This window comes from Kytococcus aerolatus, assembly GCF_900187395.1.
Lineage (GTDB): Bacteria > Actinomycetota > Actinomycetes > Actinomycetales > Dermatophilaceae > Kytococcus > Kytococcus aerolatus.
Genome location: NZ_FYEZ01000002.1, coordinates 35,774 through 55,266, shown reverse-complemented (window position 1 = coordinate 55,266; position 19,493 = coordinate 35,774). Strand labels below are relative to the sequence as shown.

At 73.1% G+C, this 19,493-nt stretch carries 18 protein-coding genes; 4 read left to right on the top strand and 14 right to left on the bottom strand.

The genetic code is table 11. The features are described from left to right. Nucleotides 1-7: 7 nt before the first annotated feature. The 6 genes from CFT82_RS07205 to CFT82_RS07180 form a co-directional block, all read right to left on the bottom strand. Nucleotides 8-1,249, bottom strand: a complete 1,242-nt coding sequence (locus CFT82_RS07205) for an ABC transporter permease (RefSeq protein WP_088818422.1) — start codon at nt 1,247-1,249, stop codon at nt 8-10. Beyond that, entirely contained in the window at nt 1,246-2,877 is a 1,632-nt protein-coding gene (locus CFT82_RS07200) for an ABC transporter ATP-binding protein (protein ID WP_088818421.1), read from the bottom strand. The genes CFT82_RS07205 and CFT82_RS07200 overlap by 4 nt, the downstream gene beginning before the upstream one ends. 34 nt (nt 2,878-2,911) lie before the next feature. Continuing rightward, a complete protein-coding gene (locus CFT82_RS07195) occupies nt 2,912-4,048 on the bottom strand; it encodes a BMP family lipoprotein (protein ID WP_088818420.1) in 1,137 nt (378 codons plus the stop codon). 73 nt (nt 4,049-4,121) lie between these two features. Beyond that, the gene (locus tag CFT82_RS07190; RefSeq protein WP_200815092.1) at nt 4,122-5,765 is read right to left on the bottom strand and encodes a Na+/H+ antiporter NhaC family protein; all 1,644 of its coding nucleotides are present in this window, start codon (nt 5,763-5,765) and stop codon (nt 4,122-4,124) included. A gap of 184 nt (nt 5,766-5,949) precedes the next feature. Next, complete coding sequence (locus CFT82_RS07185; RefSeq protein ID WP_088818419.1) at nt 5,950-7,035, bottom strand: quinone-dependent dihydroorotate dehydrogenase; 1,086 nt, start codon at nt 7,033-7,035, stop codon at nt 5,950-5,952. A gap of 2 nt (nt 7,036-7,037) precedes the next feature. Beyond that, complete coding sequence (locus CFT82_RS07180) at nt 7,038-8,207, bottom strand: mannose-1-phosphate guanylyltransferase (RefSeq protein ID WP_407656028.1); 1,170 nt, start codon at nt 8,205-8,207, stop codon at nt 7,038-7,040. 57 nt (nt 8,208-8,264) lie between these two features. Here CFT82_RS07180 and CFT82_RS07175 point away from each other — a divergent pair, with 57 nt between their 5' ends. Continuing rightward, the gene (locus tag CFT82_RS07175) at nt 8,265-9,431 is read left to right on the top strand and encodes a glycosyltransferase family 4 protein (protein ID WP_088818819.1); all 1,167 of its coding nucleotides are present in this window, start codon (nt 8,265-8,267) and stop codon (nt 9,429-9,431) included. A 4-nt stretch (nt 9,432-9,435) separates the two neighbouring features. On the opposite strand, the gene CFT82_RS07170 is transcribed toward CFT82_RS07175, so the two are convergent. Continuing rightward, a complete protein-coding gene (locus CFT82_RS07170) occupies nt 9,436-9,969 on the bottom strand; it encodes a 2'-5' RNA ligase family protein (RefSeq protein WP_088818417.1) in 534 nt (177 codons plus the stop codon). A gap of 13 nt (nt 9,970-9,982) precedes the next feature. After that, nucleotides 9,983-11,011, bottom strand: coding sequence for a tryptophan--tRNA ligase (gene trpS, locus CFT82_RS07165; RefSeq protein ID WP_088818416.1), 1,029 nt, complete (start codon nt 11,009-11,011; stop codon nt 9,983-9,985). Nucleotides 11,012-11,082: 71 nt separating this feature from the next. Between trpS and CFT82_RS07160 the strand changes: the two genes are divergently transcribed. Then, entirely contained in the window at nt 11,083-12,075 is a 993-nt protein-coding gene (locus CFT82_RS07160; protein WP_088818415.1) for a malate dehydrogenase, read from the top strand. Nucleotides 12,076-12,149: 74 nt separating this feature from the next. Here CFT82_RS07160 and CFT82_RS07155 read toward each other — a convergent pair whose 3' ends face one another. The 4 genes from CFT82_RS07155 to purN form a co-directional block, all read right to left on the bottom strand. After that, nucleotides 12,150-12,512 (bottom strand): DUF3017 domain-containing protein, encoded by a 363-nt coding sequence (locus CFT82_RS07155; protein ID WP_159461887.1) that lies wholly within the window; start codon nt 12,510-12,512, stop codon nt 12,150-12,152. Continuing rightward, nucleotides 12,505-13,356 (bottom strand): bifunctional 5,10-methylenetetrahydrofolate dehydrogenase/5,10-methenyltetrahydrofolate cyclohydrolase, encoded by an 852-nt coding sequence (locus tag CFT82_RS07150; RefSeq protein ID WP_088818413.1) that lies wholly within the window; start codon nt 13,354-13,356, stop codon nt 12,505-12,507. Before CFT82_RS07150 ends, CFT82_RS07155 begins: the two co-directional genes overlap by 8 nt. Before the next feature lie 90 nt (nt 13,357-13,446). After that, nucleotides 13,447-15,081: a bifunctional phosphoribosylaminoimidazolecarboxamide formyltransferase/IMP cyclohydrolase gene (gene purH / locus CFT82_RS07145; RefSeq protein WP_088818412.1), complete on the bottom strand. Its 1,635-nt coding sequence runs from the start codon at nt 15,079-15,081 to the stop codon at nt 13,447-13,449. Next, a complete protein-coding gene (purN, locus tag CFT82_RS07140) occupies nt 15,078-15,713 on the bottom strand; it encodes a phosphoribosylglycinamide formyltransferase (RefSeq protein ID WP_088818411.1) in 636 nt (211 codons plus the stop codon). The genes purH and purN overlap by 4 nt, the downstream gene beginning before the upstream one ends. A 73-nt stretch (nt 15,714-15,786) precedes the next feature. Between purN and CFT82_RS07135 the strand changes: the two genes are divergently transcribed. After that, on the top strand, nt 15,787-16,482 hold the full coding sequence (locus tag CFT82_RS07135) for a prepilin peptidase (protein ID WP_088818410.1): 696 nt from the start codon (nt 15,787-15,789) through the stop codon (nt 16,480-16,482). 103 nt (nt 16,483-16,585) lie between these two features. Here the strand turns inward: CFT82_RS07135 and CFT82_RS07130 are convergent, their stop codons facing one another. Then, nucleotides 16,586-17,446 (bottom strand): DUF2382 domain-containing protein, encoded by an 861-nt coding sequence (locus CFT82_RS07130; RefSeq protein WP_088818409.1) that lies wholly within the window; start codon nt 17,444-17,446, stop codon nt 16,586-16,588. 364 nt (nt 17,447-17,810) lie between these two features. On the opposite strand from CFT82_RS07130, the gene CFT82_RS07125 reads away from it, so the two are divergent. Further along, a complete protein-coding gene (locus tag CFT82_RS07125) occupies nt 17,811-18,098 on the top strand; it encodes a hypothetical protein (protein WP_143469554.1) in 288 nt (95 codons plus the stop codon). On the opposite strand, the gene CFT82_RS07120 is transcribed toward CFT82_RS07125, so the two are convergent. Continuing rightward, nucleotides 18,082-19,320 carry a cell division protein PerM gene (locus CFT82_RS07120; protein WP_143469552.1) on the bottom strand — a complete coding sequence of 413 codons (1,239 nt, stop codon included), beginning with the start codon at nt 19,318-19,320 and terminating at the stop codon, nt 18,082-18,084. The two genes, CFT82_RS07125 and CFT82_RS07120, sit on opposite strands and share 17 nt — an antisense overlap. Between the last annotated feature and the right edge of the window lie 173 nt (nt 19,321-19,493).

Genomic DNA, 19,493 nt, shown 5'->3' with positions numbered 1-19,493 from the left:
GAGGTGCTCACGCCGAGGCCTCCTGGGTGGCGGTGGGGGTGCTGGTCAGCGCGGGCGGGGCCGAGCGCCGCCGATCGGGATCCGGCAGCCGGAAGACCGTGCGCACCAGGGCCGGGGCGGCGATGAGCAGGACGATGACCGACTGGAGCACCAGGATGATGTCGATGGGCGTCTGGGTGGCCGACTGCATGACGAAGCCACCGGCCTTCAGCGCCCCGAAGAGCAGCCCCGCGAGGAACACGCCCCCGGCCCGCGAGCGCCCCAGCAGGGCCACGGTGATCGCGTCGAAACCGAGCGACCCGGCGATGCCCGCGGTGAGGTACTGCTCGGTCCCCTGCACCTGCGAGGTGCCCGCCAGCCCCGCCAGCAGACCGGCGACCGTCATCGCCGCCACGGTGACGGCGCCGACGTTCATGCCGGCCGTCCGCGCGGCAGCGGGGTTGACGCCGACCGCCCGCATCCGGAAGCCGAGCGTGGACCGCTCCAGCAGCCACCACACCAGAACGGTGGCGGCGATCGCCAGCAGGAAGGCCGCGTTGAGGCGGAAGCCCTCGCCGAGCAGGCCGGGGAAGAGGGCGTCGTCCCCCACCCGCGGCGACTTCGGCTGGTTGGAGCCCGGGTTCTGGAAGGCCGACTGGGTGAGCAGGAAGGACAGCAGGTAGACGGCCGTGTAGTTGAGCATGATCGTGACGATCACCTCGTTGGCCCCGGTCCGAGACTTCAGCAGACCGGGGACGAAGCCCCACAGGGCGCCGCCCAGGGCACCACCGAGGGCGGCCACGAGCAGGTGCACCACCGGCGGCAGGTCGAACGCGAAGCCGAGATAGCCACCGATGATCGCGCCGAGGATGATCTGCCCCTGGGCACCGATGTTGAACAGCCCGGCCCGGAAGGCCACGGCCACGCCGAGACCGGCCAGGATGAGCGGCACGCTGAACACGAGCGACTCGGTGAGCGGCCGGATCTGCCGGCTGAGACCGTTGGCGTCCGGGTTGAAGACCGCCCCCTTGAAGAGCGCCGTGTAGGCCTCGCTCACGGCGGTCCACACCGCACCGAGGAAGTCGGTGGGGCGGGCGAACAGGTAGCTGGCGGTCTCGCGGACGGTCTCGTCGGCGAAGGCGATGAGGACGGCGCCCAGCAGCATCGCCAGGACGACCGACAGCAGCGAGATGAGGAGGCTGCCGCCGGCGAGGCGCTGCAGCAGGCCGGGCGAGCGCTCGCTCGTCGGCTCGGCCAGGGGGGTGCTCATCGGGTCTCCCTCGGGTTCGCGGGCGTCGCACCGTCGCGGGCCGCGAGGCGCTCCTGGCGCTCGGCGGCGATGCTGCGACCCTCGTCGGCCGCAGCCAGTGCGGTCTCGTGGGTGGCGGCCTGGGCCCGGGCCTCGGGGGCGGGGACACCGGCCATCATGAGGCCGAGCACGTCACGCGGGGTGTCCCCCGGCACGACGTCCACGACCTTGCCGCGGTACATCACGGCGATGCGGTCGGACAGGGCGAGCACCTCGTCCAGCTCGGTGGAGATGACGACGACCGGGGTGCCGGCGTCGCGCTCGGCGACCATCTGCTGGTGGATGAACTCGATCGACCCCACGTCCACACCGCGGGTGGGCTGGTTGGCCACGAGCAGCTTGAGCGGGCGCCCCATCTCGCGGGCGATGACCACCTTCTGGGCGTTCCCTCCCGAGAGGGTGCTGATCGGGTCGTGGACCGAGCCGATGCGGATGTCGTACTCCGCGACCTGCTCCTCGGCGTTCTCCGCGAGGCGGCGCGGGGAAATGGTGCCGGCCCGGGCGATCGCCGGGTCGTCGTAGCGGTCGAGCACGAGGTTCTCGGCGATGCTGAAGGAGCTCACCACCCCGTCGGTGGAGCGGTCCTCGGGCACGTAGCCCATCCCGCCCCGGAGGCGCTGGTGCACGGACTGCGAGAGGAGGTCCCGGCCGTACAGGGAGATCTCCCCCGCATCGGCCGACTCGATCCCGAGCAACACCTCGGAGAGCTCGGTCTGGCCGTTGCCCTGCACGCCGGCGATGCCAAGGACCTCCCCGGCGCGCACCTGCAGGTCGACCTCGTCGACCATGACCGTCCCGGCATCGGTGACGACGGTCAGGCCCCGGATGTCGAGGGCCACTTCCCCGGGCTCGGCCGGGGCCTTCTCGACCTGCATGGTCACCGAGCGGCCGACCATGAGCGCCGCCAGCTCGGACTCGCTGCTGGCCGGATCGGCCTGGCCCACGACCTCGCCACGGCGGATCACGGTGATCCGGTCGGCGACGGCCCGCACCTCGCGGAGCTTGTGGGTGATGAAGACGATCGAGGTCCCGGAGGCCGCGAGCTCGCGCATGATGCCGATGAGCTCGTCGGTCTCCTGCGGCGTGAGCACGGCGGTCGGCTCGTCGAGGATGAGCACCGAGGCGTCCCGGCTGAGGGCCTTGATGATCTCCACGCGCTGCTGGGCGCCGACCGGGAGGTCCTCGACGACCGCGTCGGGGTCGATGTCGAAGCCGAAGCGGTCGGAGAGCTCGCGCACGGTGCGCCGGGCGGCGTCGAGGTCCAGCAGGGGCCCCGGGCCCTCGTGGCCCAGGGCCAGGGACTCGGCCACGGTGAACACCGGCACGAGCATGAAGTGCTGGTGCACCATGCCGATGCCGGCGCGCACCGCGTCACCGGGCCCGTCGAAGCGGACCGGTGCACCGTCCAGGAGGATCTGCCCGTGGTCGGGCTGGTAGAGGCCGTAGAGCACGTTCATGAGCGTGCTCTTGCCCGCCCCGTTCTCCCCGAGCAGGGCGTGGATCTCGCCGGGCTCGACGACGAGGTCGATGTCACGGTTGGCGACCACCGGCCCGAAGGCCTTGGTGATGCCCTGGAGCTCCAGCTTCATCGCGACCTCCTCGCCGCCTGGACAGTGCGGGCGGTCACTTCGGGGTGTTCTCGGACTCGACCTTCAGCTCGCCGGAGGCGATCTGCTCCTCCAGGGCGTCGACCTCCTCGACGAGCTCGGCCGGGACGGCGGCTTCGAAGTCGTGGAAGGGGGCGATGCTGACGCCCTCGTTCTCCAGCGTGCCGACGTAGGGCTCGTTGGTGAACTCGCCCTTCGCGCCCTCCAGGATGGCCGTGAACACGGCCTCGTCCATCTCCTTCATGACGGACGTGAGGATGACCTTGCCGTACTCGGTGGACTCGTACCCGTCGGTGTCGACCCAGACGAGCTTGGTGCCCTCCTTGCCCTCGACGGCCTGGGCGGCACCGGAGCCGACCGGGCCGGCGACCGGCATGACCACGTCCACGCCCTGGGCGAGGAACTGCTCGGTGAGGGTCTTGCCCTGGGAGACGTTCTCGAAGTCGCCGGAGAAGGAGCCCTTCTGGGACTTCTTGTTCCAGCCGAGGAGCTTGACCTTCTCGTCCTTGTCCTCGTTGTACTTGTCGACGCCGTCGGCGAAGCCGTCCATGAAGACGGTCACCGAGGGGATCTCCATGCCGCCGAAGGTGGCCACCTTGCCCGACTCGGACATGCCGGCGCTCAGGTAGCCGGCGAGGAAGGAGGCCTCGGCGGTGTTGAAGAGCAGGGGACGCACGTTGTCGGCCTCGGTCGGGTTGCCCTTCGCGTCGGCCAGGGCGGCGTCCACGAGCGCGAAGTCGGTCTCGGGGTTCTGCTCGGCGGCCTCCTGGATGGCGTCCTCGAGGAGGAAGCCCACACCCACGACGAGGTCGCAGCCCTGCTGGTTGATCAGGGAGTCGACGTTCGGGGCGAAGTCGGCGTCGCTCTGGGACTCGACCTTGGCCACGTCGATGCCGAGCTCCTCCCCGGCCCGCTCCATGCCGGCCCAGGAGGTCTGGTTGAAGGACTGGTCGTTGAAACCACCGGAGTCGGAGACCATGCAGGCCTTGTAGTCGGCGTCGACACCCTCGGTGTCCACGGCCTCCTCGGAGCCGGAGCCGCTCTGCGACCCGCCCTTCGAGGAGGAGCCGCCCTCCTCCGGGGCCTCGCCGCAGCCGGCCAGGGTCAGGGCACCAGCGGCCAGGACGGTAGCCACCTTCATCGAAACGCGCATGGGTCACTCCTACTGCTGAGAGGGGGTGCCACCTCGTGTGACACGGGCCGCATCCTACGCCCCGCCCCGCCCCTCAGGCGGTGGCTGCGCGGGCCACACCCGTCGCCCGGAGGCCCAGCACGGCGAGCACGAGGACGCCGAGGGTGACGGCCAGGCCGACCCACCCGTTGCCGGTCGCCCCGAGCACCAGGTAGCCGATGGTGGACGCCAGACCGCCGAGCAGGGCGTAGGGCAGCTGGGTGTTCACGTGCACCGTCAGCGGGGCACCGGCCCCGGTGGCCGAGAGGATGGTGGTGTCGGAGATCGGCGAGCAGTGGTCACCGAGGACGGCGCCGGCCAGGACGGCACCCAGCACGGGGATGACCATCTCGGTGGCCTGCAGGTGCGTCACGAGGTCGCCGGCGATGGGCAGCAGGATCCCGAAGCTGCCCCACGAGGTGCCGGTGGCGAAGGCGATCCCGCCGGCCACGAGGAAGAGCAGGGCGGGCAGCCAGACCGCGTCCAGGCCGGAGCGCTCCACGAGGCCGGCGACGTACTCACCGGTCCCCATCTGGGAGATCAGCGCGGCGGTGATCCAGGCCAGCACGAGCACGATGATGGCCGGCAGCATCGAGCGGGCGCCGTCCACCCAGCCCCGCCCGAACTCGGTCCAGCCGAAGCGGCGGTCCCGGACGGTCTCCACGAGGTAGACGGCGAGGGCCACGGCCAGACCGATGAGCCCGCCCCACACCAAGGAGTGCGTGACCTGGGTGTTCTCGAACATCTCCATCACCGAGGGCGAGGCCACCCCGGCCTCGACCGCGGTGCGGTGCCCGGTGACGAAGAGCGCGGCCACCACACCGAGGGTCAGGGCCACGAAGGGGGCCAGGAGGCCCCAGACCCGCCCGGGCTGCTTGACCGGCAGGTCGGCCGACATCTCGCCGGGGGCGTCGAGCTCGGGGTCCAGCGAGTCACCGGTGCGCAGGGTGCGCTCCTCCTCGCGCAGCATCGGCCCGGCGTCGACCCCGAGCACCACGACGAGCGCGACGAGCGCGAGCGCGGCCCATGCGTAGTAGTTCATCGGCATGGTGGCCAGGAAGGCGGCGAGCGGCGAGTGGTCCAGGCCGGCCGCCGCGACGATCGGCGCGATGATGAGGATGATCCCAGCGCCCCAGCTGGAGAAGGGCGCGATCACGCAGACCGGCGCGGCCGTGGAGTCGATGAGGTACGAGAGCTTGGCCCGCGAGACGCGGTGGGCGTCGGTGACCGGCTTGGAGATCTGCCCGACGGCCAGGGCGTTGAAGTAGTCGTCGATGAAGATCACGCAGCCGAGGATCGCCGGGAGGCCCTGGGCACCGCGACGCGTGTGGATGTGCCCGGAGGCCCAGTCGGCGAAGGCCCGCGCACCACCGCTCATGGTGATGAACGCGGTGATGACGCCCAGCAGCAGGAGGAAGAGCAGGATCAGCGCGTTGTAGTCGTTGAACCCCCGCTCGGCCGGGTCACCGGTGACCACCCAGAAGATCTCCACCAGGGCGGTGCCGACGGAACGGGCCGCCTCCACCGGGTTGCCGTCGGAGATGACCAGGGCGGCCGTGACGATGCCCAGGCCCAGGGAGACCCCCACGCGCTTGGTGAGCACCACGAGGAGCACGGCGATGAGCGGCGGGATGACGCTCAGCCAGGGGTTGGTGGTGAGCCACGAGGAGGACGACGCGACGGCGGGAAGAGGGTTCACGAGCAGGAACCCTAGGCCGCGGCGGGGGCGCCGACCGGCGCGTTCGGGCGGTGTCCCGCATCCGACGGTCGACGAGGGAGCCTTTGGCGGCCCGCCGGGCCGGTGCCGGAGATCTGCCCCCGGACACGGGCCACGGCGGGCAGATCTCCGGCACCGGCGTGTCGCCCCGCAGCGAGATCCCCGCTCAGCAGCGGCGGGCGATCCCGGCGACCAGGGCCGGCCCGCCGTAGATGAACCCGGTGTACACCTGCACGAGCTCGGCGCCGGCCTCCCGCAGGGCGTGGGCGTCGGCGGGGGTCATGATCCCGCCCACGCCCACCAGGGGCAGGTCGCAGGAGGCCGCCAGCAGGCTGATCACCTCGTGGGCACGGGAGGTCAGCGGAGCCCCCGAGAGACCGCCGGGCAGGGAGCCCTCCTCCCCCGCCGTGCCGATGCGCCGGGCGGTGCCGGGGTCGAGGGTGGTGCGGTCCAGGGTGGTGTTCGTCGCGACGAGCGCCGCGCACCCGGCCTCCTGGGCGATGACGGCCACCTCCATGAGGGCGGCGTTGTCCATGTCCGGGGAGAGCTTGACGAACACCGGGGTGGGCTCCTGGCCGGCGGCCGCGGCCCGCTCCGTCTCGGCCCGGGTGGTGGCGGTGAGCAGGGCCCGCAGCGGCGCGGCGTCCTGCAGCCCCCGCAGCCCCGGGGTGTTCGGGGAGGAGACGTTGACCGCCAGGTAGTCCGGCAGGCCGGCGGCGGCGCGGACGCAGGCGACGTAGTCGTCGGCCGCGGCCTCCAGCGGGGTGTCCTTGTTCTTGCCGATCGACAGGCCGACCGGGATGGTCAGCCCCTCCGCGCGGGCGACGCGCAGCCGGGCCACGACCAGGTCGACGCCGTCGTTGGGGAAGCCCATGGCGTTGAGCACGGCGCGGCTCTCCACGAGCCGGTGCACGCGCGGGGTCGGGTTGCCCGGCTGGGGGCGCGGGGTGACCGTCCCCAGCTCGACGTGCCCGAAGCCGAGGGCCTCCCAGAGGGGCAGCGCGTGGGCGTCCTTGTCCACCCCCGCGGCCAGCCCCACGGCGTTGGGGAAGGTGATCCCGGCGACGGTGCGCGGGCTGCCCGGCACCCGGGTCAGTCCCCGCAGGGCCGCGAGCGCACCGGGCACCCGGGCCGCCGCGGCCCCGAGGCGCAGGGCGGTGTGGTGGGCGGTCTCGGCGTCGCCGTCGCCGGCGCGGAAGAGCAGCGGGCGGACGACCCGCTCGTAGCCCTCCAGCAGCAGCTTCTCCTGCATGGTCACGTGAGGTCCTTCCGCTGGAGCTCCTCGAGGCGGGCCACGACCTGCTTGACCTCCTGGGCGCGGTCCCGGGTGGTCACGAGCACGGCGTCGGGGGTGTCCACCACGACGACGTCCTCCAGGCCCAGGGCCACGACGGTGCGGCCGGTGGTGGTCATGACGAACCCGCTGGACTCCTGGCCGATCACCTCGCCGGCCCCCGTGGTCACCAGGCCGTCCACGATGCGGCCGGCGCCGACCCGCCCGAGCACGGCGCCGAGCGACCCGAAGTCACCGACGTCGTCCCAGGGGAAATCACCGGGCACGCAGGCCACGTCCCCGGCGGCGGCCGCGGGCTCGGCGACGGCGTGGTCGATGGCGATCTTCGTGATGTCGGGCCAGAGCTCGTCCATCGGGGCCAGGTCGTCGGCGGCGGCGATGGCGGTGAGGGCCTCGACCATGTCCGGGTGCTCCCGGGCCAGCAGGTCCAGCAGCACCTGCGCCCGGACCACGAACATGCCCGCGTTCCACCGGTACCCGCCGTCGGCGAGGAACTGCTCGGCGAGCTCCCGCTCCGGCTTCTCCCGGAAGGAGGCCACCTCGCGGGCGGAGGGGGCGCCCTCCACGGCCAGCGGCTCGCCGAGCCGGATGTACCCGAAACCGGTGGCCGGCCGGGTCGGCTCGATGCCGATGGTCACGAGCTTGCCGGTGCGTGCCACGGCGACGGCCTCGGTGACGCAGGCGTGGAAGGTGTCCAGGTCGCCGACCACGTGGTCGGCGGCGAAGGAGCCGATCACGGCGTCCGGGTGGTGGCGGGCGATGATCGCCGCGGCCAAGCCGATCGCCGGCATCGACTCCCGCGGGGAGGGTTCCACGACGAGCCCGTCGGCCCCGAGCCCGGGCAGGGAGCCACCGAGGGCCTCTCCGGCGAGCTGCTCACGGACCCGGTCGGCGTGGGCCGCCCCGGTCACGACCGTGAGCCGGTCCCCGGTCAGCGGGCGGAGCCGGTCGAGGGTGGCCTGCAGCATTGAGCGCCCCCCGCCGGTCATGTCCTGCAGGAACTTCGGTGCCGAGGAGCGTGAGACGGGCCACAGCCGCGTCCCCGAGCCCCCTGCCGGCACGACCCCCCAGAAGTCGTCCATCCCCTGTCCCCCGACGGGGGTCTCCTGCGCCGCACTCGTCATGGGCATGACCTTACCGGCGCGCCACGGTGGACAAGCGGACCCACGGCGGGGCACCGTGACGTGGTGCGCGTCGCGATCGTCACCGAATCCTTCCTTCCCGCCCTCAACGGGGTCACCACCAGCGTCTGCAAGGTGCTGGAGTGCCTGGCCGACAAGGGTCACGAGGCAGCCGTCGTGTGCCCCCGCTCCTCCACGCTCTCCCCGGAGGACCAGGTGCCCACCACCTACGCGGGCTTCCCCGTGCACCCGGTGGCCTCGGTGCCGGTGCGCGGGCACCGGGTCGGCATGCCGGGCTACGACACCGAGGCGGTCTTCCGCGGCTTCAAGCCGGACGTCGCCCACATCGCCTCCCCCTTCGTCCTCGGTGTGCGGGGGCTCTCGGTGGCCCGCCAGCTGCGGATCCCCACGGTGGCGATCTACCAGACCGACATGCCCAGCTACATCCGCCAGCACGCCGGGCCGGCCGGGTACATCGCGGCCAACGCGGCCTGGCGCTGGATCCGCCGGATCCACGCCCAGGCGGATCTCACCCTGGCCCCCTCCCAGTCGGCGCTCGATGAGCTGCGGGAGCACGACATCCCCCGCACCGACCTCTGGGGGCGCGGGGTGGACGCCAAGCTCTTCCACCCCGACCGGAAGGCCACCGACGCGGTCCGGCGGATGCGCTCCGAGCTCGCCCCGAACGGCGAGGTGCTGCTGGGCTACGTGGGCCGGCTGGCCCCGGAGAAGGAGCTGCACCGCTTCCTGGAGCTGGCGGACCTGCCGGGCACCCGCATGGTCTTCGTCGGGGACGGGCCGAGCCGGGAGCTGCTGGCCCATCAGTTCCCCGACGGCGTCTTCCTCGGACGCCGGGAGGGCGACGAGCTGGCGGACGCCTACGCCGCCTTCGACCTCTTCCTCCACGCCGGCACCCGGGAGACCTTCGGCCAGACCCTGCAGGAGGCCGCGGCCTCCGGGCTGCCGGTCATCGCGCCGCGGCGGGGCGGCCCGATCGACCTGGTGGACCACGGCGGCACCGGTTACCTGTTCGACCCCGACCGGCCCGGCTCGCTCCGCGAGGAGGTCGAGAAGCTCGTCCTGCCCCCGGACGCCGCGGACGAGCGGGAGCGGATGGCCGTGGCCGGGCGCGCGAAGGTGGAGGGGCGCAGCTGGAGCGCGATGGTGGACCGCCTCCTCGAGTACTACGAGCAGGTGGTCCCGCTGCACCGCGACAGCCGGCGAGTGGTCTGAGCCCTCAGAGGCTCACGGCCTCGCCGCTGCCGAGGTACCAGGAGTCCAGCGGGCGCCACGCCCCGTCCGGGCCGGCCACGTAGCGCGTGAGCTGCTCCACCTGGAAGACGGCGTGGTAGTCCTGCATCTGCTCCGCGGCGGCGTCCAGGACCTCCTCCGGCACGTTCTGCACCACGGTCACGTGCGGGTGGTAGGGGAACTTCAGGGGCACCCCGAGCGGGCCCCGGTTGACCGCCTCGGCGAGGGTCCGGCACTCGTCCGCCCCCTGCACCAGCGGCAGGAAGACCACCGGGGAGACGGGGCGGAAGGTGTCGGTGCCCCGGAGCTCGACGGTGAAGGGCTCGACGGTCCGGGCGGCCTCGGAGAGGTGCTCCCCGATGGTCTGCCGGTCGGCCCGGAAGACCGTGAGCGGCGGGAGCACCGTGATGTGGGTGGGCACCTGGTGGGCCAGCACGTCCCCGAGATCGCGACGGATGGCACGGATCTCGTCCCCCCAGGGGGCCGGGACGGCCAGCGAGATGCCGACGTCCATGGTCATGGCGCCTACCTCCTCATGCCTGCGGCGGGAGGAAGCCCATGGCCTCCCGCACGCGCGCGAGCGTCGGGGCCGCCATCTCCCGGGCGCGCTCGGCGCCCCGGGCCAGGACGCGATCGAGCTCGGCCGGGTCGGCGAGCAGCTCGTCGGCCTTCTCCCGGGCCGGGGCGAGCAGGGCGTCGACGGCCTCGGCGGTGGACACCTTCAGCGCGCCGTACCCCTGCCCCTCGAAGCGCTCGAGGAGCTGGTCGATGCTCTCCCCGGTGGCCGCGGAGTGGATGTCGAGCAGGTTGGTGACACCGGGCTTGGCCTCGCGGTCGTGGGCGATGACACCGTCGTTGTCCGTGACCGCCGAGCGGATCTTCTTGGCGGATCGCTTGGCGTCCTCCAGCAGCCAGATGACGCCCTTGTCGGTCGCGGCCGACTTGCTCATCTTGCTCGTGGGGTCCTGCAGGTCCATGATCCGCGCGGTCGAGCTGTTGACGCGGTACTCCGGCACCACGAGGGTGTCGCCGAAGCGGTGGTTGAAGCGCTGGGCGAGGTCCCGGGTGAGCTCGACGTGCTGCACCTGGTCGTCGCCGACCGGCACCAGGGCGGTGTCGTAGAGCAGGATGTCGGCGGCCATGAGCATCGGGTAGGTGAACAGACCCACCGAGGCGGCGCCGGCCTCCTGCTTGGCGGTCTTGTCCTTGAACTGCGTCATCCGGCTCGCCTCGCCGAAGCCGGTCAGGCAGTTCAGGAGCCAGGCCAGCTCCGAGTGCTCGGGCACGTGGGACTGCACGAACAGCGTGGACCGCTCGGGGTCGACACCGCCGGCGATGTACTGCGCCGCGGTGCGACGGGTGCGCTCGCGCAGTACGGCCGGATCCATGGGCAGGGTGACGGCGTGGAGGTCCACCACGCTGAAGACGGCCTCGTGGTCGTCCTGGAGCGGCCCCCACTGGGCGAGCGCACCGAGGTAGTTGCCCAGGTGCAGCGAGTCGCTGGTCGGCTGCATCCCGGAGAAGACGCGGACCGAGGAGGGGGTCGGGGAGGGGACAGTCATGGCGCCATTCTGGCAGGCAGTACCGTGGGGTTGACAGACGTACCCGTCATCGCCCCTCCAGGAGGCTCTTCGTGACCACCCCCGTGAAGGTCGCCGTCACCGGCGCCGCAGGCCAGATCTGCTACTCGCTGCTCTTCCGCATCGCCTCCGGACAGCTGCTCGGCCCGGACACGAAGGTCCAGCTCCGCCTGCTCGAGATCACCCCGGCGCTCAAGGCGCTGGAGGGCGTCGTCATGGAGCTCGACGACTGCGCCTTCCCGCTGCTGGACTCCGTGGAGATCAGTGACGACGCGAACACCGTGTTCGACGGCGTGAACGTCGCCATGCTGGTGGGCGCCCGCCCGCGCGGCAAGGGCATGGAGCGCTCCGACCTGCTCGAGGCCAACGGCCAGATCTTCACCGGTCAGGGCAAGGCCCTCAACGACCACGCGGCCGACGACGTGCGCATCACCGTGACCGGCAACCCGGCGAACACGAACGCGCTCATCGCGATGCACAACGCGCCGGACATCCCGACCGAGCGCTTCAGCGCCCTGACCCGGCTGGACCACAACCGTGCCCTGACCCAGGCCGCGCAGAAGGCCAGCGTGAGCACCCCCGAGGTCACGAAGATGACCATCTGGGGCAACCACTCCGCCACCCAGTACCCGGACCTCTTCCACGCCGAGATCGGCGGGCGGAACGCCGCCGAGGTCATCGGCGACCAGGCCTGGATCGAGAACGACTTCATCCCGACCGTGGCCCAGCGCGGCGCGGCGATCATCGAGGCCCGTGGCTCCTCCTCAGCCGCCTCGGCCGCGAACGCCACCATCGAGCACACCCGCCTGTGGCTGCAGGGCACCCCGGAGGGTGACTGGACCTCGATGGCCGTGCGCTCCGACGGCTCCTACGGCGTGCCGGAGGGCCTGATCTCGTCCTTCCCCGTCACCACGAAGGACGGTGACTGGGAGATCGTCCAGGGCCTGGAGATCGACGAGTTCTCGCGCGGCCGGATCGACGCCTCGGTGGCCGAGCTCACCGAGGAGCGCGACACCGTCACCGAGAAGGGCCTCATCCAGGGCTGAGCCCCGCGGGACCGTCGGAGCGGCCCGGGAACCCCACGAGGGTTCCCGGGCCGCTCCGCGTGCGGGTCGACCGCTCAGACGCGCACCAGGAGGACCCCGGCGAGCACGCCGGCCGCGGCCAGCGTCCAGGCGACGAGGTCGAAGGGCAGGGAGCGCACCACGAGGCCGCCGGCCAGCTCCGGGGGCAGGAGCGCGCGCAGGACGGCCCCGAGGCCGAGGCCCGCGGTCACGACCATCCCCCCGGCGCGCAGGTGGCCGGCCAGGACGATGCCCAGCCCGACGAGCACGAGCGCGGCGGTGGCCCACCAGGCCCCCAGGTCACGGGCTCGCTCGTCCGGGCGGACCGGGGGCCCCTGCTGGTCCCGCAGCGCTCCCGGCAGGCCGCGCCCGGTGCGGCGCACCCCGGGTGGGTGCTCCAGCGGCTGCGGGTCAGTCACGGGCGGCGTCACGCTCCGCGGCGGCCACCACGTTGCTGAGCAGCATGGCGCGGGTCATCGGGCCCACCCCACCGGGGTTGGGGGTGAGCCAGCCGGCCACCTCGGCCACCTCGGGGGCCACGTCCCCGACGATCTTCCCGTCCACCCGGGAGACGCCCACGTCGAGAACGGCCGCGCCGGGCTTCACGAGCTCGGGGGTGATCATGCCGGGCACGCCGGAGGCGGCCACGATGACATCGGCGCTGCGCAGGTGGGCGGCCATGTCGCGGGTCCCGGTGTGCACCACGGTGACGGTGGCGTTGACCTCGCGGGTGGCCAGCAGGAGCGAGAGGGGACGGCCGACGGTCAGCCCGCGACCGACGACGACCACGTGGGCGCCGGCCAGCGGCACCTCGTGGCGGCGCAGGATCTCGACGATCCCGGCCGGGGTGCAGGCCACCGGGGCCTCCACGCCGTGGGCGAGGGCCCCGAGGTTCCAGGGGTGCAGACCGTCGACGTCCTTGGAGGGGGCCACCCGGGAGAGCAGGGCGAACTCGTCGAGCCCGGTGGGCTGCTGCACGAGGAAGGAGGTCACCCGGTCGTCGGCGTTGAGCTCGTCGATGAGCGCCTCCACCTCGGCCTGCGGGGTGTCGGCGGGCAGGTCGTGCCGGAAGCTGGGCAGGCCGATCTCGGCGCAGTCCTTGTGCTTGGCACCGACGTACCACTGGCTGCCGGGGTCCTCCCCCACGAGGATCGTGGCCAGGCCCGGCGTGTGTCCGGCGTCCAGCAGGGCGCTGAGCCGCCCCGCGAGCTCGCCCTTGATGGCCTTCAGCGTGGCCCTGCCGTCGAGGATGCGTGCGGTCATGCCCGTATCGTCCCACGGCCCCGGCGGGTCACCACCGGGGCCGTGGAGCGGGTTCGGGTCCGCGAGAGCGGGGCTCGGGACCCGCCCGTCTCAGTGGGCGAAGTGGCGGGCGCCGGTGAGGTACATCGTGAGGCCCGCGGCCTGCGCGGCCTCGACGACCTCGGCGTCACGCATCGAGCCACCGGGCTGGACGACGGCCCGGATCCCGGCGTCGACGAGCACCTGGAGCCCGTCGGCGAAGGGGAAGAAGGCGTCGCTGGCGGCCACGGCGCCCCGCGCCCGGTCCTCACCGGCGCGCTGGACGGCGAGGTGGCAGGAGTCCACCCGGTTGACCTGCCCCATGCCGATGCCGACGCTGGCGCCGTCGCGGGCCAGGAGGATGGCGTTGGACTTCACGGCGCGCACGGCCCGCCAGGCGAACTGCAGGTCGGCCAGGGTGGCCTCGTCCGCGGCCTCGCCGGCCACGAGCTGCCAGGTGGCGGCGTCGTCACCGCCCGGCGTGCCCTCCTCGCCCTCGAGACGGGCCTGCACGGTGTCGCGCTCCTGGACGAGCACGCCCCCGGAGACGGGGCGCAGCTCCAACCCCTCCCGCACCGGCGCCGCGGCGGTGAGCAGGCGGATGTTCTTCTTGGCGGTGAGGATCTCCACCGCCTCGTCGGCGAAGGAGGGCGCGATGACGACCTCGGTGAAGATGTCCTTCACCGTCCGGGCCATCTCCGCGGTGACCTCGCGGTTCGCGGCGATGATGCCGCCGAAGGCGCTCACGGGGTCGCAGGCGTGGGCGCGGGCGTGGGCCTCGGCGATGTCGCGCCCCACGGCGATCCCGCACGGGTTGGCGTGCTTGATGACGGCCACGCAGGGCTGGTCGCCGTGGTCGTGGGCGGCCCGCCAGGCGGCGTCGGCGTCCACGTAGTTGTTGTAGCTCATCGCCTTGCCGTGCAGCTGGCGGGCGCCGGCCACGCCCCCACCCTCCCCGTCGGTGTAGAGGGCGGCGGCCTGGTGCGGGTTCTCGCCGTAGCGCAGGGTCTCGCCCAGGCTCCAGGTCGGGGTGATCCGGGCCGGGAACGCCTCGCCCGCGGAGGACGCCGCAGCGTCCGGCACGACCTGGCCGGTCGGCCCGGCCCCGGCGGCCACCTGCTCGGCGGTCCAGCGGGCCACGGCGGCGTCGTACTCGGCGGTGTGGGCGAAGGCCGCGGCGGCCAGCCGGCGGCGGGCGGCCAGGTCGAGGCCACCGGCCCGGACGGCCTCCAGGGTGGCGGGGTACTCGGCGGGGTCCACGACGATGGCCACGGAGGCGTGGTTCTTCGCCGCGCCACGCACCATCGAGGGGCCGCCGATGTCGATCTTCTCCACGACGTCCTGGTACCCGGCCCCCGAGGCGACGGTCTCCTGGAAGGGGTAGAGGTTCACCACCACGAGGTCGAAGGCGGCGACGCCGAGCTCGGCGAGCTGCTGGCGGTGGTCCTCGCGGGTGCGGTCGGCGAGGATCCCGGCGTGGATGTGCGGGTGCAGGGTCTTCACCCGGCCATCGAGGCACTCGGGGAAGCCGGTGACCTCCTCCACCTTCGTGACCGGCAGGCCGAGGCCCTCCAGGTGGGCGGCGGTGCCGCCGGAGGACACGAGCTCGACGCCCGCCTCGGCCAGTCCGCGGGCGAGCTCGTCGAGTCCGGTCTTGTCGAAGACGCTCAGCAGCGCACGGCGGATCGGCTGGGTGGTCTCGGTCATGTCCAGAGGGCCTTTCGGTCGCGGATCTGCACACCGCCGGTGGCGATGCGGTTCAGGGTGGTCACGAGCAGCTCCCGCTCGGCGGTCTTGATGCGCTCGTGGAGGGTGGCCTCGTCGTCGCCCGCCTCCACCCGGACGGCGCGCTGGTCGAGGATCGGGCCGGTGTCGGTGCCCGCGTCCACCACGTGGAGGGTGCAGCCGGTCACGGCCACCCCGTGGGCGAGGGCGTCACGCACGCCGTGGGCCCCGGGGAAGGCGGGCAGGAGGGCCGGGTGGGCGTTGATCGTGCGCCCCCCGTGGGCGGCCAGGTAGGCGGACCCGAGGATGCGCATGAACCCGGCGGAGAGCACGAGCTCGGGCCGGTGGGCGGACACCCGGGCGGCCAGGGCGGCATTCCACGCGTCACGGTCGGGGTGCTCGGCCGGGGCCACCACCTCGGTGGCGATGCCGGCGGCAGCGGCGCGCTCCAGCCCCTCGGCCCGCCGGTCGGCCAGGACGGCGACCACCTCGAAGGGGCAGTCGGGTGCGGCCGCGGCGTCGAACACCGCCTGGGCGGTGGAGCCGGCGCCGGAGAGGAGGACGACCACGCGCAGGCGGCCGGCTGCAGGGCCCAGGGCCAGGTGATCGGTCACGGGGGAAGGATACCGGCGGGTGTGGACGGCTCCCGGCCCGGTGGCGATCGACTGGCCTAGGTTGGCGCGTGTGATGACCACCGCCTTCCTCGGGTGCCTCGCCGCCACGCTCGCCGCGCTGCTCGGCGGACCGCTGCGGCGCTGGCTCGCGTCCGGCGGTCACCGGCGCCCCACGGACGAGCCCCGTCCCCTCCCCCGCTTCGGCGGGGTGCAGGTCGCCCTCGGTGTGGGGGCCGGGGTGCCGGCGGGGGTCCTCGGGGAGTCGGCCCGCACCGCGGGCGAGCACCCGCTGCACCTCACGGTGTCCGCCCTCCTGGCGGGGACGCTGCTCGCGCTGGCCGTGACGGCCTGCGCAGTGGACCTGGACGTCCACCGTCTTCCGAACGACCTCACCCGCCCGATGGCGCTGGTGGCTGCCGGTGGCACGGCACTGCTGACGCTGCCCTCGGGGGACCTCGCGGGCCTCGGCCGGGCACTGGTGGCCGGCACGGGCCTGGCGGCCGCCTACCTGCTGCTCTCGGTGCTGACGCGCGGCGGGATCGGGCTGGGGGACGTGAAGCTCGCCCTCCCGGTGGGCACCGTGCTGGGGCTCCTGGGATGGGCACCCGTCCTGCTGGGCACCTGGATCGCCTTCGGGCTGGGGGCGCTCGCGGCGACGGTCCTCATGCTCCGGCGCCGCGCCACCCGGTCGACGCACCTGGCCTTCGGACCGGCCATGACCGCCGGCGCGTGGCTGGTGTGGGTGCTCTGGCTGCCGGGCTCGGCCTGACCCGCAGCGGCGGGGACGCTCCCGGCCCGCACACGCGAGCGGGCCCACCCCGAGGGGTGGGCCCGCTGGTCACGTCGGCGTCAGGCGACGCCGTGGCGTGGGGTCATCGACGGTCGCGGTCGATGTCCTGGTCGATCTCACCGTCGATCTCGACCTGCTCCTTGCGGAGGGTCTCGGAGACCTGGACGTTCTCGGTGCGCTTCTCGGTCTCCAGACCGACCTCCTCGACGGCGACGGTCTCCTTCTCGACGACCGGGCGCTCGGCGTAGGTGTCGACCTCGATGGTCTCGTCCCGGAAGGCGTCACCGTCGGCGGCCTGGCCGTCCACCGGACGACGGGTCACGTGGGCGGTCTCGGACTCGACCGGCACGGAGACGGTCTGCTCGTCCTCGACGGTGAACTTGCGGAGACGGGCGCCACCGGTCTGGGTGCGCTCGGTGCCCACGTTGAGGCGCTCCTCGTGGCGGGTCACGGAGGCGTCGTCGTCAACGTCCGCACGGTCGCGGTCGATCTCGGCCGCACGGGTGCGGTCCAGGTCGGCGCGGTCGCGGTCGATGTCCGCGGTCTCGGTGCGGGTGGTGGTCGTGGTGGTCGCAGCGGTGCCGGCGGCGGTGCCCGCCGCAGCGGTGTCGGCGTAGCCGGCGCTCGGGGTCTCGAGGCCGTAGTAGCGGTAGAGCTCGACCTCCTGGTCGGCGTCGAGGTGCTGGTCGGCGTTCTCGACGCGCGGGGCGTCCTTCACCTTGTCCTTGTCGTACTGCACCTGGATGCCGTCCTCGTAGGCGGTGGCACCCTGCAGCGGCACGAAGGACTCGGAGTTCCCGAACAGGCCGGTGTTCACGGTGACCCACTCGGCCTCATTGGTCTGGTCGTCGAGGTAGATCTCGCCGATCGAGCCGATCTTGTCGCCGTTGGCGGCGTACAGGTTGCCGTTGCGCAGGTCGCGGAGCTGGTCCTTGTTCAGCATGGTGTTCTCCTTCTTGGGCCCTTGTGAGGCCCTCGTCGGTTCCACCCTCAGTGGGAGGAGTTGTATCCAATCAACCCCGGCTGCCCAGCGTCCGCAACCTCAGAGCTCGTGACACTGTTCACACGGTGGACTCGGTGCCGGGCACCACTACACTCGCGGGCACCGCGGGGGTCACGGACCGCCGCCGGAGATGGCCGGGGCCCTCCCTGCCACTGCGACCACCCACTCCCCCGAGGTCAGGAAAATCGTGCCAGCACAGGGAAGTTCAGCCCCCTCACCGACTCCCCCGGAGGGCTTGGGATCCCGGGCGTCGCAGCGGGCCGGACTGCTCCTGCTGGCCGGCGCCCTCCTCGGGATGCTGTCGATGCCGCGGAACATTGTGGCCTTGGTCGCGCTGCTCCCCGCGGCTTGGTTCTTCCTGCAGGCGCTCCGGGAGCAGGTGGGCCGAGCCCGCCTCCCCGTGGTCCTGTGGACCGCCCTGGGCTTGCTGCTCGTGTCCGTCCTCGTCGTCGGCGTGGGGCTGCCCTACCTCTTCTACGACCAGTCGATGGCGATCCAGGACTGCCTGCAGGGCGCCAACACGCAGCAGGCCGAGGCCGACTGCACGACGGACTGGACGACGGACCTGTCGCGCTTCACGCAGGGTCGCTGAGCAGGCGCTCCCGCGCCAGGTCCGCCCCGAGCCGGACGAGCGCCCCCAGGCCGACCCACCCGGCCAGGGCGGCCCACCAGCCGTCGCGCACGCCACTGCCGGCCCACTCCCCCGGGGTCATGGCGACTCCGGCCCAGACCCCGAGCAGCGCGGCCCCCAGACCCAGTAGGAGGCACACGGCCACGCACCGTAGGGCGATGTCGACCAGCCCTCCCTCCTCCACGAACTCCGCCAGCTCGCGGCGCACCTGCGGCGGCACCATCCACCCGACGGCCACCGGCACCAGGGTCACGGACCACCACAGGGGGTGGAGCCCCCCGGCCACCGGGAGCGCTGCCAGAGCCGGGATCGCGGGCAGCGATCCCGCCCCGGCCCCACCCGGGGTGAACGTGGCCCCTCCGAGCTCGACCCCCGGGCCCGACAGCCAGGCCAGCCCCCAGGTCGCGGCGTTCGGGGCCCATCCGAGCTGGGCCAGCGTCAGCAGCACGCCCCCGGAGACGTCGAGGCCGAGGGCATCGTGGGCGCGCTGGACCTCGGGGAAGCGCGTGACGAGGAGCAGGGCCGGCACCAGGGCACCCGCGAGGAGCAGCCGGCGGGCAGCCGCCCGGGCTGGCCGGGCCGCGTCCTGCAGCACCTCCCCCAGGTCACCCGGCCAGCTCCCGAACCAGACGTCCACCAGCTGCGGGGGGACGCCCCGCAGCAGCCCCCAGGCGGCGGGGAGCACGGAGGCGAGCAGCGAGAGCGCCACCCAGCGCCCCGAGAGGGCCTCCTGCCCGGCCAGCCCGACCAGCAGGAGGGCGCCGGTGACCCAGTGCGCCAGGGCAGCCCCCGCCGCGACGCCGCAGGCCTCCCGCGAGGCCAGCCCGGCGCGGCGGACGACCCGACGGACGATCCGCGCCAGCATCACCGCGGAGAGGAGTGTCAGCAGCAGCGGGCCCCCGGTCAGGGTCCAGCGCAGGATCTCTCCCTCGGCCTCCAGCGGCGCCCCGAAGGGGATGGTTCCTCCTGCCGCCAGAGCAGCCACTCGCGCCCCGATGGAGAGGGAGTCGGTCGCCTCGTGCCCGCCGGCGGGGTCACTGACCCAGGCGAGGAAGGCCGTCGCCACGGCCGTCCCGTGCGCGAGCAGGCTGATCAGGGCACCCCACAGGCCACCGGTGAGGACGACGTGCCCCAGCTGGGCGGGCAACCGGCGGGAGCAGCGATCGGGGTCTGTGACGGACATCCCGGCCATCCTCTCCCACCGAGCCTCCCCGGAACCCACCCTCCTCCCCGCGTGTTGACCGTGCCGCCCACTCATCCGGCAGGGCGCGGACCACTCTTCTGCCCCGACGCCCAGGCGCTCCCGGGGCACCGTGAATGGCTCATCTCACATCGGCACTTACCGCCTGAAGTCGC

What these genes read in the sequence shown, in the direction of transcription:
- CFT82_RS07185 (WP_088818419.1), bottom strand. Translation starts at nt 7,035, where the DNA reads ATGCAGGAGAAGCTGCTGCTGGAGGGCTACGAGCGGGTCGTCCGCCCG.
- CFT82_RS07150 (WP_088818413.1), bottom strand. Translation starts at nt 13,356, where the DNA reads ATGACCGCACGCATCCTCGACGGCAGGGCCACGCTGAAGGCCATCAAG.
- CFT82_RS07180 (WP_407656028.1), bottom strand. Translation starts at nt 8,207, where the DNA reads ATGCCCATGACGAGTGCGGCGCAGGAGACCCCCGTCGGGGGACAGGGG.
- CFT82_RS07170 (WP_088818417.1), bottom strand. Translation starts at nt 9,969, where the DNA reads ATGACCATGGACGTCGGCATCTCGCTGGCCGTCCCGGCCCCCTGGGGG.
- CFT82_RS07130 (WP_088818409.1), bottom strand. Translation starts at nt 17,446, where the DNA reads ATGCTGAACAAGGACCAGCTCCGCGACCTGCGCAACGGCAACCTGTAC.
- CFT82_RS07195 (WP_088818420.1), bottom strand. Translation starts at nt 4,048, where the DNA reads ATGCGCGTTTCGATGAAGGTGGCTACCGTCCTGGCCGCTGGTGCCCTG.
- CFT82_RS07120 (WP_143469552.1), bottom strand. Translation starts at nt 19,320, where the DNA reads ATGTCCGTCACAGACCCCGATCGCTGCTCCCGCCGGTTGCCCGCCCAG.
- trpS (WP_088818416.1), bottom strand. Translation starts at nt 11,011, where the DNA reads ATGACTGTCCCCTCCCCGACCCCCTCCTCGGTCCGCGTCTTCTCCGGG.
- CFT82_RS07125 (WP_143469554.1), top strand. Translation starts at nt 17,811, where the DNA reads ATGCCGCGGAACATTGTGGCCTTGGTCGCGCTGCTCCCCGCGGCTTGG.
- purH (WP_088818412.1), bottom strand. Translation starts at nt 15,081, where the DNA reads ATGACCGAGACCACCCAGCCGATCCGCCGTGCGCTGCTGAGCGTCTTC.
- CFT82_RS07135 (WP_088818410.1), top strand. Translation starts at nt 15,787, where the DNA reads ATGACCACCGCCTTCCTCGGGTGCCTCGCCGCCACGCTCGCCGCGCTG.
- CFT82_RS07205 (WP_088818422.1), bottom strand. Translation starts at nt 1,249, where the DNA reads ATGAGCACCCCCCTGGCCGAGCCGACGAGCGAGCGCTCGCCCGGCCTG.
- CFT82_RS07200 (WP_088818421.1), bottom strand. Translation starts at nt 2,877, where the DNA reads ATGAAGCTGGAGCTCCAGGGCATCACCAAGGCCTTCGGGCCGGTGGTC.